This window comes from Pseudoalteromonas sp. J2K-J599, from assembly GCF_059295115.2.
The window spans coordinates 2,804,612-2,816,021 of sequence record NZ_CM200271.1; the positions used below are offsets into that span (position 1 = coordinate 2,804,612).

The following is an 11,410-nucleotide window of genomic DNA, read 5'->3' on the forward strand; positions in this document are numbered from 1 at the left end:
AACATATTGCTTAGCACTATCAAGTGCCCCTTAAAGTGTACTAAGCAATTATTGAGTTAATCTACTTTTAGCAAGCTAAGTGCTTCATGTGGATCAACTTCTAGAGCTGTACAATAGCGAACAAACTCAATGACATCTAAACGGCGTTCTTGATTTTCAATCTTGCCGATAAATGAATGAGGCGTTCCAAGCACTTGTGCTAGGCTTCGCATTGTATGACCCTTTTCATGGCGCTTGGTTTTAAGCCACTTTGTTAGCTTTGCATTTTCTTCAGAAGAAACTGTTTTGCCCATCATTTTACATCTCCTACTAGATGATTTGACGTACCCATTAAAGCAGTAGTTTCCATCAATAGCCGTAGGCAGGTAAGCAGTCATACTTTCAATAGCAAGCTATTGCTTAATAAAGCATGTGTTGCTACTCACTCCACCAACACAGCTAAAAACTACGCTAATAATATGGTAAAGATTTGTTTTTATTGAGAATGAAATTTTGCCCGTCTCATTCTTGGATACATTATATACTATTAACACTTTGGTTAAATAATTAATTACATACTCGGTACAAAATCAACCTGAACGAACATTTATAAACACTGAATATTTGACCTAAGTTATCAGAAAATATTAAAAAAATAATATTACCTTCATAAAACAGCTTAAAAATATTTATAACATATTTGTTCCTTTTTAATGTTACACGTTTATTATTAAGCAATAATTTGCACTAAAAAGGCCAAGTAATGTTCAGACTTCTTTTTTTATTACCTATCGTGTTGTGTTTAGGTTGGTACTTTTTTTTGCGCCACAACGGCGTACCAATTAAACAAGGTAAAAAAGGCTTTATGTATATTTTAGCGTTTTCAGCCTTTGTACTCGGCTTTTTTGTATTGATAATGCAAATTACCGAATACGCACCAACTGATTTATAGGCATTAAAAAAGCCGCAAAAGCGGCTTTATTCTATTTAGCGTTTGGCTGTTAAACGCTAAAGCTTGCACCACAACCACAGGTTGTTGTTGCATTTGGATTAGATACAAAAAAGCGTGCACCTTCTAATCCTTCAGTGTAATCAACCTCACCATCAACCAAATATTGAATGCTCATTGGATCAATAACGAGTGTTACACCATTTTTTACAATTTCTAAATCGCCAGGATTCGCTTTTTCATCAAAAGTAAAACCATATTGAAAACCAGAACAACCACCGCCTGTTACATAAACACGCAGTTTTAAGTCTGGGTTTTCTTCTTCGTCGATTAACTGTTTAACACGAACAGCAGCCGCATCGCTGAACTTAATTGGTAATTCTTCAGACATTTTAAAACCCTCAATATCGCAATGGCGTGATTATCTAATACCCGAGTGTTTTAATCAAGTATAGTAAAACAACTCTTTCCTCTAAGTTATATCTATAAATTAGTAAAAAAGTGGCCAAACATTAACTAGCTAAAATAATACTTAAGCAAACTAAAAGCGACCTTTATACGCTATAAACTCATTAAATATTTTAGTTATAGGCAATAGGTCTTAATCTTCACTGCAAATTGTTAATATAAGTTACGAAAATTTCAAAATCACAAGGACTTAGCTAAACTCTTTTGCTAAAATGCTGCTGAAAAATACAGCGAGGAATTATGCATGTGGCTTGAGCAACTCAGGCGTCGGCTGGCAAAACCTAAAACATCTGTACAATTATGCTTATTAGGCGTAGTTGCCGGATTAATTGCTGCATTTTTTATTATTTTATTTCGCTTAACCATTCTGTTTTTCCAAAGCTTATTTTTAGAAACACCTGACGACTTTACTACCCTACCAACACTTGAACGTGTACTAATGCCTTTAGTTGCTGCATTACTAATAGCCACGTTTGCTGCCTTTACTGGGTTTAAACATTACCGCTTGGGTATCCCCTTTGTTATACACAGAATTAAACGTCACTACGGGCAAATGCCTTTATACAATACGGTTAATCAATTTGTTGGTGGCGCACTTGCTCTCATTAGCGGTTTTTCAGTTGGCCGAGAAGGGCCTTCCGTGCATATGGGCGCAACGGGGGCGAGTATTTTGGCAGATAAGCTGCATTTACCGCATAATGCCATGCGTACTCTAAGTGGTTGTGGAGTAGCGGCAGGTATAGCCGCGTCGTTTAATACTCCACTTGCAGCCGTTATTTTTGTAATGGAAGTGGTACTTCGTGAATATAAAGTACATATATTTGTACCTATCATGCTTGCCGCTGTTACTGGCGCACTGGCCACACAGTTTGTTTTTGGTGAAGGCTCAGAGCTTGCGCTCATTACCATAGCGCCATTGAGTGGTTGGCATTACCCTTATTTAATATTATGCGGCATGGCGCTGGGTGCAATTGCATTTAGCTTTAATCAAAACTTAATGCTAATTATTAAAACATTTAAACCTTTAAGTATGTTCCCTCGTTTATTAATTGCAGGGTGCATTGCCAGCTTAATAGCTTACGCAGTGCCTCATGCTATGGGCTCTGGTATGAGCGCAATAACTATCGCGGTTGAATCTCCTGATGACGTAAAGCTACTCACAACTATTTTAATCGCTAAACTACTTGCTACATTGTTTGCTATCGGTTTGGGTATTCCGGGCGGTTTAATTGGTCCGGTAATTGGACTTGGCGTATTAATTGGTACATTAATGGCTTTTTTTGCTCAGTTTATTAGTCCTGGCACTGATATAGCGGGTACTTATGGAGTTTTAGGTATGGCCGGATTAATGGCCGCCACATTGCATGCACCACTAGCTGCTTTAACAACGGTCATGGAGCTTACATCGTCACCTGAAATAATTGTTCCAGCTATGCTTGTGATCACCACGGCCTATGTAACAGCATTACAGTTTTTTGGAAATCGCTCCATATTTTTGCAGCAACTAGATTTTCAGGGATTACCGTACCATGTATCTCCCGCTACCGAAGCATTACAAAAAGTGGGGATAATGGATGATATGGATGAAGACTTTAAATTGCTTTACTCTGACGACAAAGTGCAAATAAAAAGCACATTAGATGCCATGGATAGCCAAACTCCGTTAATTGTTTTTGACGAAGAAAATGGCTATCGTCTCGCTGAATACGATTTAACGCTAATGTCTAATGAAACAATAAATATAAATTATATTAGCTTGCAGGGCATCAGTAGTCAGGCCACCCTAGCCGATGCTTTCGATATCCTAAAAGATAAAAGAAGTGGCGCGCTTTACGTTTATAACCTTTTAGATAATCAACAAATTATGGGGCTATTACGCTGGGATCAAATTCATCATATTTTAACCATTCGTAACAGCTTACTTTAAACAATAAGGACTATTATGAGCGCATTATTGATTTATAAAACACTCCACATATTTTTTATGATTGCGTGGTTTGCCGGTATTTTTTACTTGCCTCGATTATTTGTATATCACGCTATGAGCGAGGAAAGATCATGCAACTCTATGTTAAAAGTTATGGAGCGCAGACTACTTTATTTCGTTACCCCATTTGCTGTATTAACCGCTGTATTTGGTGTATTGACCATTGTTGAATATGGTCGTGATTGGTTTAGATACAGTATGTGGTTGCACTATAAGCTAGTGCTGGTGATCATATTATATATATACCACGGCTACTGTTTTAAGTTATTAAATGACTTTAAACATGACCGCAACACTAAGACAGACCGCTTTTACCGTATTTTTAATGAGCTCCCAGTTATTGCGTTGCTCATCATAGTGGCACTTGCGGTAATAAAACCTAATTTATAAGCTTTGCGGCGCATGTTAAACTTCGCTGCAATTTACAATACTTGCTTTAACACGCGCGATTGCGTGCTCCATTTATGGATTATCGCGCCCATTTGACTGATTAGGAATAACCCCATGTTAAGTTTCCAAGGTGAGCATATACTGTCTGTAAATCAGCTAGACAGAGACTGCATTGAACGTATTTTTGCAGTAGCAAAAAAAATGGAGCCTTATGCTAAAAAGCAAAAGCAAACTACGGTGCTAGAAGGCGCTATTTTAGCTAATTTGTTTTTTGAACCGAGCACTCGTACACGAGTTAGCTTTGGCACCGCCTTTAACTTACTTGGCGGTGGCGTACGTGAAACTACAGGTATGCAAAGTTCAGCCCTTGCTAAAGGTGAGTCTCTTTACGATACCGCCCGCGTTATTTCAGCTTATGCTGACGCTGTTGCTATGCGCCATCCTGATGCAGGCTCAGTTAGTGAATTTGCTGACGGCTGTACTGTGCCGGTTATTAATGGCGGCGACGGCCCAAATGAGCACCCTACTCAAGCATTACTTGACTTATTAACCATTGAGCGCGAATTACATCGTTTTGGTCAAAATATTGATGGTATGCATATAGCGCTTGTGGGCGATTTAAAGTATGGCCGCACAGTGCATTCTTTATCTAAACTATTGTGCCATTATAAAAATGTAAAGTTTTCGATGGTCGCGCCTGACGGCTTACAAATGCCAACAAGCATTTTAGATGCAGTAGAAAATGCTGGCCATAAAATTGAGCTAGTAAATAAGATGGAAGGCAATTTAGCAGCCGATATTGTTTACCAAACACGTATTCAAGAAGAGCGTTTTCCATCGCAAGAAGAAGCAAATAAATACCGTGGCGGTTTTAGGATTAGCCAATCTATTTACAGCGCTCACTGTAAGCCTAACTCTGTATTAATGCATCCTCTTCCACGTGACAGTCGCTTAGAAGCCAACGAGCTTGATAACGACTTAAACAGTAACGACAATTTAGCAATATTCCGCCAAGTACAAAATGGCGTATTAATTCGTATGGCACTGTTTGCTTTAACACTCGGCGTAGAAAACAAAGTCGATAAGTATGAAGTAGACGTACCTTGGTTTAGCCGCAAACGCGACAGCTAACCCTCTTTTAAGTGACAATTTATAGGATTTTTCATGACAATTAGCCAAGACTTATTTGAACGCGCCCAAGCTTCTATTCCTGGTGGCGTAAACTCACCAGTTCGTGCTTTTAATGGTGTAGGCGGTACGCCACTATTCATTACAAAAGCAGAAGGCGCGTTTACATTTGATGCCGACGGTAATCGTTACATTGATTATGTTGGCTCTTGGGGGCCTATGATCATGGGCCATAATCACCCTGCAATTAAACAAGCTGTACACGAAGCTGTAGAAAATGGCCTTAGCTATGGCGCACCAACTGAAGCCGAAATATTAATGGCTGAAAAAGTAAAAGAGCTAGTTCCATCAATCGAAAAAGTACGCATGGTTAGCTCAGGCACTGAAGCAACAATGAGTGCAATTCGTTTAGCACGTGGCTTTACCGGTCGCGATAAAATATTAAAATTTGAAGGTTGTTACCACGGTCACGCTGACTCGTTATTAGTTAAGGCAGGTTCTGGTGCGCTAACAATGGGTGTGCCTAATTCTCCAGGTATTCCTGAAGACTTTGCTAAGCATACACTTACAGTTTCGTTTAATAATCTAGATGAAGTAAAAGCTATTTTTGCAAAATACGCAGACGAAATTGCCTGCATTATTGTAGAGCCAGTAGCCGGTAACATGAACTGTATTCCACCAGTGCCTGGCTTTTTAGAAGGTTTGCGTGATGTGTGTGACGAATATAAATCAGTACTTATTTTTGATGAAGTAATGACAGGCTTTCGTGTTGCACTTGGCGGTGCACAAGCTTATTACAACATTAAACCAGATCTTACGTGTTTAGGTAAAGTAATTGGCGGCGGCATGCCAGTTGGCGCGTTTGGTGGTAAAACTGAAATAATGGATTACATTGCGCCTGTAGGACCAGTTTACCAAGCTGGTACTCTTTCTGGTAACCCTATTGCAATGGCTGCAGGTTTAAAATCACTTGAGCTATTAAGTGAGCCTGGCCTTCACGATAAGTTAGAAGCTATTTCAAAAGCAATTTGTGAAGGCTTTGAAGCTGGTGCTAAAAAAGCCGGTGTTGCGCTAACAACTAACTATGCGGGCGGCATGTATGGATTCTTTTTTACTGATGCTGAAAAAGTAACGACATACAAGCAAGCAACTGAGTGTGACCTAGAGCGCTTCAAACGTTTTTTCCACCTCATGCTTGAAGAAGGCGTTTACCTTGCCCCATCAGCATTTGAGGCTGGTTTTGTATGTGCTGCGCATACTGAGCAAGAAGTAAAAGACACAATAGCGGCAGCGGAACGCTCGTTTGCTAAACTTTAAGCTAAAAATTACTATTTATACATTTGTAACCACTTGTTTTTAAGTATGTAATTAAGACTAAAGATTGAAAAAAGCCCGAAAGGGCTTTTTTTATTTGTAGTGTACTATAAATGAATGATAATTAAGCATAACAAGGTCTATTCACCTTTACTCTATTACAAAAAATACAAGAGAGCCTTATGTCAGGATTACGCCAATTTTCTTTTCCCGCTATCCAGCTAATGGCAAACTTAAAATACAAAACTAAAATCAGCTTAATGTTTGGAATTTTACTCGTTCCTCTATCACTTAGTTTGTTTTTTTTAGTCTCGTTATTAAGTGAAAGTATTACTGTTTCAAAAATGCAACAGCAAGGCTTAAAAGGCTACAGAGCTATACTTTCAAATCAAATGCAGGGAGATACGAATCAAAATATAAAAATAGCTCGCTCACTCGGCTTTGACATAAAAGACACACAAGCAAATGAAGTACTTGAACTTGTTTCTATTCAATCAAATCTAGCCTTAGACAGTCAGTTAGCAAGCGCTTATGTAAACCGCTCTTTAGTCACGCCAATTCCTGCACTTATAATGCAAATAAACTCAACAGCGCAAAGCGCTAATACTGTTTTAGCTAGTAACCGTTTTACGCCCGATACGTTTATAGCACTTTCAAATTTTAGTAAGTCACTTCCTTTATACGAAAAACAACTCGATAAAATACTCAATGTAGCCACCAATGCAGATAAATCAGTAAACAAAGCGCTCATGCCTCCTTTAACTAGTTTACACAGTGCTGTGGGTGCATTTAAAAACGCGATAGATGAAAAACTACTTGAGCCAGACGATATTCTATTAACTCAATCAGAATTTACTAAACTAACAAACAATGTTCACAGCAGTATTAATCAACTTGTTAGTAAGAGCATTCCAACCCTTGAGAGCCTTATTGAGGCAAAACTACAAACTCAACAGTGGACACGAAATCTTGTTTTAGCTGCTTCATTGATCAGTTTGCTATTTGCATTTTATTTGATGATTGGTTTTTATTTTGCAGTTGTTGATACCATTAATCGCTTTGCTGATGCCGCTAATAGAGCCGCGAATGGCGACTTAAATGCCACTATCGATTCGAGCACTAATGATGAAATGGGAATTATTGCATCGCGCTACAATGCATTACTTAATGCATTTTCACATTTATTATTTGATGTTAAAGCAAGTACAGAAGAGCTATGCGACGCAACTAAATCGCTATCACATGCGAGTAGCGAAACAAGCAATGATGTTTCAAAACAGCAAATTCGAGTCAATGCCATTTATAATGCACTAAGCGATATGGCTCAAAACGCACTTGCAGTTGAAGAGTCAGCGCATCAAGCTACGCTTACCGCACAAAATGCTGCAGTTCATGTGAAACAAGGTTCAGATAATACAATGGAGCTTGCTAAATATATGCAAGACCTCCAAATTGAATTTGCAGAGAGCCAACAAGCGCTCGATAAACTAGCACAAGATAGCCAAGAAATTAGCAAAGTAAGTAAAGGGATCAGTGAAATAGCCGATCAAACAAACTTGCTTGCACTTAATGCCGCTATTGAAGCCGCGCGAGCCGGCGAGCATGGCCGTGGATTTGCCGTTGTAGCTGATGAGGTAAGAACACTTGCTCAGCGTACACAAACACAAACCCAAGAAATACATCAAATTATTAGCTCTTTACAACAAGCATCTGACGACACCCAGCAAAAAATGCGCTCAAGTGTTGAAAAAATGGAGCAATCAGTAAAAGCAGCCAATCAAACCAATGAAGTATTGCAAAGTGCAGAGCAAAGTATGGGCGATATTAAACATCAAGGTGAAGTAATTGCAGAGCGTGTTAAACAGCAATCAAATGCAACAACACAAGCATTGAATGATTCGCAAGAGGTGAGTAATTTAGCAGATCAAACGCTAACATCGGCTCAATCAACGCTACAAGATGCACAGCAATTAAGTCGCTTATCTAATGATTTAACCAAATCAATGCAGTTTTTTAAATCTTAAGCGTTAAAAAACAAGTAATTTTAAAATAAAAAACCCTTCTATTCAGAAGGGTTTTTAGTAGAGGTAATTAGTAATATCAGAAGCGAGCTTCGATACCTAATCGAACATAACGCGGGGTTTGCCAAGAGTACGCAGCATCATGATAAGCATTTACTTCGCCTTCATTTTGCTCATAGTGCTCATTCAACGACGACTCAGTTTGTGAGTTGAAAATGTTAAAGACATTAACAGATGCTCTCATATCAATATCTGAGATAGTAAAGTCGTAAGCGGCAGATAAATCTAAGTTAAATACCCAAGGTGTACGACCATTCGTGCCACGGCTGTGCTTCTCATAGATTTTTTCATCTTGCTCACACTCGCCATTGCTGTTTGTATCAGGGCATTCGTTAGTGTAGATGTAAAAAGTATCTCCCCAACCACCGTTTAAATTTGGATCATTTGACGGATAACCTTGACCAAATAAGCTTTTAGGACGACCACTTTGTAAGGTTGCATTCCAGCCAACGGTTAGATCCTCCATAGGCTCCCAGCTACCAAAGAACTTAAAGGTATGGCGTCTATCATTAGGTTGATAGCCTTGTGAACCATCCATAACAGCAGGGAAGTCAAAGTCTTGAGTAATACCAGCATCTGCTTGACCAATATCTGATTTAACAGCGCCTTCAAAGTTACCAACACTTCTAGCCCATGTATAGCCAAACTGGTAACGAATAGTATCAGCCTTGTAATCTAAGCTAAACTCAACTGCTGTATACTCATTATTTGCTTTAGGTAAGCCTATCGTATCCGCCGAATAAGTAGTTAACGAACCACTATCTGGAACTCCGTCATTATCAAAAGATGAATCCCCCCAATCTGTACCATTCCAATAGTAACCATCGCTGTACCAACTAGAAGAGTCACCTGGGTTTATCATTACACAGTATGGGTATGCATATCGTCCACAGTAATCATCTAGTGCAGTTGCAACTTCACGGTAAATACCTTTTACACCAACTGTATATTCATCATTTAAGGCTTGCTGTATACCTATAATATATTCATCTTTAGAAAATGGTTCCGCCTCTTGAGCTTGGAAAATATCTTTTTCAGGTATTACAGGCACGCCACTTACTTGCTGTGAGTTTTGAGCTCCGCCACTCCCAAGCGTGTCCGCAAGTGGTGATAGCCCTGTAGGGGCACCAGTTTGTGAATCAACACCAGTATAAGTATAAGCTGTCGTGATATCACTAACACCAGATGCAGCTCTAAAAATAGTGTTATTAGCAACTGGTAAGTAATAACGCCCATATGTACCATATACCTTAGTATCGCCAGTACCCGTAGGATCCCACGTAAAACCTAATCTAGGAGCTATATCCGTTTCAAAACTAGTTAATAGTTTACCGGTAGTACCCCAGCTATCAAATTCATCAATACGTAGGCCAACTTTTACAGAGAAATCATCAGTTACTTGCCACTGATCTTCAATGTAGTAAGCGGTTAATTCTGATTCAAAACTACCACCACCATCGAAGATACGATCCTCTACATAATCAAGCGCAGCTCCTGTATTATTTGTCAATGCACCGTTATCAGCTTGCCAACTACCATTATCCGCTAAAGTTCTGTAGTCATAACTATGCCCGCCAATTGGGCTACTTACATTTTCTGACTTACGCTCTTGATAATCTATACCAAATGTTATTTCATGATCATTCCAGACATACTCGACATCTAAGCGGTATTGTGTGTTTTCATCATTATTAGCACCAAAACTACCACCTGCGCCACAACCTGTAATTGGGTTAGCTGTGCCGCGTGAATCTGTAATTGAAGGACAAACTAAGTTCTCAGATTGTGTTTCATACTCTGTCTTAATATTACCAGCCATTGCCGTCACTACTAAGTTTTCAGTTAACACACCTGTGTAGCTTAAACTTTGCGCTTCACCACCACGCTTGAGAAGAGCGCCATCAATACGATCTCCAACTGTCCCATTATCATATTCATAAACAGAGCGCTCAATATCACGACGGTTAGAGTACGCAAAGTAGCTTAATCTGTGGTTTTCATTAATATCCCAATCAAGCTTACCACCCCAGAATAAATTATCACCACCAGAAGCTGATTCGTTGCGGTATTGATCATTTGGCGAGAACTCATCTCCACCCCAAGTATATGTAGATTCTGTATCCCTTGGGTTTATCAAGCCGTAGAAAAACAGTGTATCTTCGATTAGTGGACCACCAGCAGAAAACGTTACATCAGTTTTGCTATCTGAATCTAGGCTTTCATCTCTGAAAATTTGGCCAGCGCCATTATTACCACGAGAGATGCTGCCCTCTTCTTGTAAAGAGTCAGGTTGAAATTGTACGACTGCCGCAAATTCCCACTCATTTGTACCACTTTTAGTAGTTGTATTAATAGTACCACCGGTTGCACGACCAAACTTCGCGGAATAACCGCCTGTTTTAACTTGAAATTGGTCGTAAAATTCGAAAGGTACTTCACCACAACCAAGACCTTGGCGAGTATTAGTAACTTCTAACCCGTTTATATAACATGCATTTTCAGCAACCGATGAACCACCAAAAGAAGCGGTGTTTCCAAATGCACTATCACCTTTAACCGCTCCTGGCGCTAATAGCGCAACAGATGTAAGGTCTCTGTTTATAGGCATACGGTCTATTTCAGCATCAGTAATTACTAACCCCGAATCAGCTGTAGTTAAATCAATTGAAGATATACGAGCACCTAATACTTGGATTACTTCAGGCCCAGAGTCACTAACTTGAGCTAAATCAAAACTGGCTCTTGCATTTGCTCCTAACGAAACTCGAACGTTATCTTCTGCAACAACAGCACCATTTTTTATAATTTGTATTTGATAACTACCAGAAGGTAAAGATGCAAAACGAAAAGATCCATCATCAGAAATACTTAGTGTTCTTTCTAACCCTGTTGCTGGGTTTTTGACTTTTACTGTATACCCTGCAGTAGTAGAAATATTATTAATAGACCCTACAACATCAGATGCAGCTGCTGGGAGAGTAACCCCGAGAGAAGCAAGAACCGCTATTGCTGTAAGATTTTTTTTGAATATATTTTTCATATTCTTATCCCTGTAAAGTTTATAATTATTTTAGCACTTTAAACAAAATGCATACAGAGAGTAACAAAAGAGTA

The 11,410-nt window shown here is 39.1% G+C and carries 9 protein-coding genes; 6 read left to right on the forward strand and 3 right to left on the reverse strand.

Annotated elements, in window-relative coordinates; genetic code table 11:
• Positions 1-56: 56 nt before the first annotated feature.
• On the reverse strand, positions 57-296 hold the full coding sequence (locus tag AC5NT5_RS12730) for a helix-turn-helix domain-containing protein (protein ID WP_002958908.1): 240 nt from the start codon (positions 294-296) through the stop codon (positions 57-59).
• Positions 297-742: 446 nt separating this feature from the next.
• On the opposite strand from AC5NT5_RS12730, the gene AC5NT5_RS12735 reads away from it, so the two are divergent.
• A complete protein-coding gene (locus AC5NT5_RS12735; RefSeq protein WP_024596569.1) occupies positions 743-931 on the forward strand; it encodes a hypothetical protein in 189 nt (62 codons plus the stop codon).
• A gap of 49 nt (positions 932-980) precedes the next feature.
• Here AC5NT5_RS12735 and erpA read toward each other — a convergent pair whose 3' ends face one another.
• Complete coding sequence (erpA, locus tag AC5NT5_RS12740) at positions 981-1,319, reverse strand: iron-sulfur cluster insertion protein ErpA (protein WP_002958911.1); 339 nt, start codon at positions 1,317-1,319, stop codon at positions 981-983.
• Positions 1,320-1,640: 321 nt separating this feature from the next.
• Between erpA and AC5NT5_RS12745 the strand changes: the two genes are divergently transcribed.
• The 5 genes from AC5NT5_RS12745 to AC5NT5_RS12765 all read left to right on the forward strand — a co-directional run bounded on the left by AC5NT5_RS12745 (position 1,641) and on the right by AC5NT5_RS12765 (position 8,239).
• Positions 1,641-3,323 (forward strand): chloride channel protein, encoded by a 1,683-nt coding sequence (locus tag AC5NT5_RS12745; RefSeq protein WP_002958912.1) that lies wholly within the window; start codon positions 1,641-1,643, stop codon positions 3,321-3,323.
• Between the two features lie 15 nt (positions 3,324-3,338).
• Entirely contained in the window at positions 3,339-3,773 is a 435-nt protein-coding gene (locus AC5NT5_RS12750; RefSeq protein ID WP_002958913.1) for a CopD family protein, read from the forward strand.
• 114 nt (positions 3,774-3,887) lie between these two features.
• Complete coding sequence (locus AC5NT5_RS12755) at positions 3,888-4,904, forward strand: aspartate carbamoyltransferase (RefSeq protein WP_002958914.1); 1,017 nt, start codon at positions 3,888-3,890, stop codon at positions 4,902-4,904.
• 33 nt (positions 4,905-4,937) lie between these two features.
• Complete coding sequence (hemL, locus tag AC5NT5_RS12760) at positions 4,938-6,218, forward strand: glutamate-1-semialdehyde 2,1-aminomutase (RefSeq protein WP_024596268.1); 1,281 nt, start codon at positions 4,938-4,940, stop codon at positions 6,216-6,218.
• Between the two features lie 179 nt (positions 6,219-6,397).
• Positions 6,398-8,239 (forward strand): methyl-accepting chemotaxis protein, encoded by a 1,842-nt coding sequence (locus AC5NT5_RS12765; protein ID WP_182725162.1) that lies wholly within the window; start codon positions 6,398-6,400, stop codon positions 8,237-8,239.
• Positions 8,240-8,315: 76 nt separating this feature from the next.
• Here the strand turns inward: AC5NT5_RS12765 and AC5NT5_RS12770 are convergent, their stop codons facing one another.
• A complete protein-coding gene (locus tag AC5NT5_RS12770; protein ID WP_024596270.1) occupies positions 8,316-11,336 on the reverse strand; it encodes a TonB-dependent receptor in 3,021 nt (1,006 codons plus the stop codon).
• Positions 11,337-11,410: the final 74 nt, after the last annotated feature.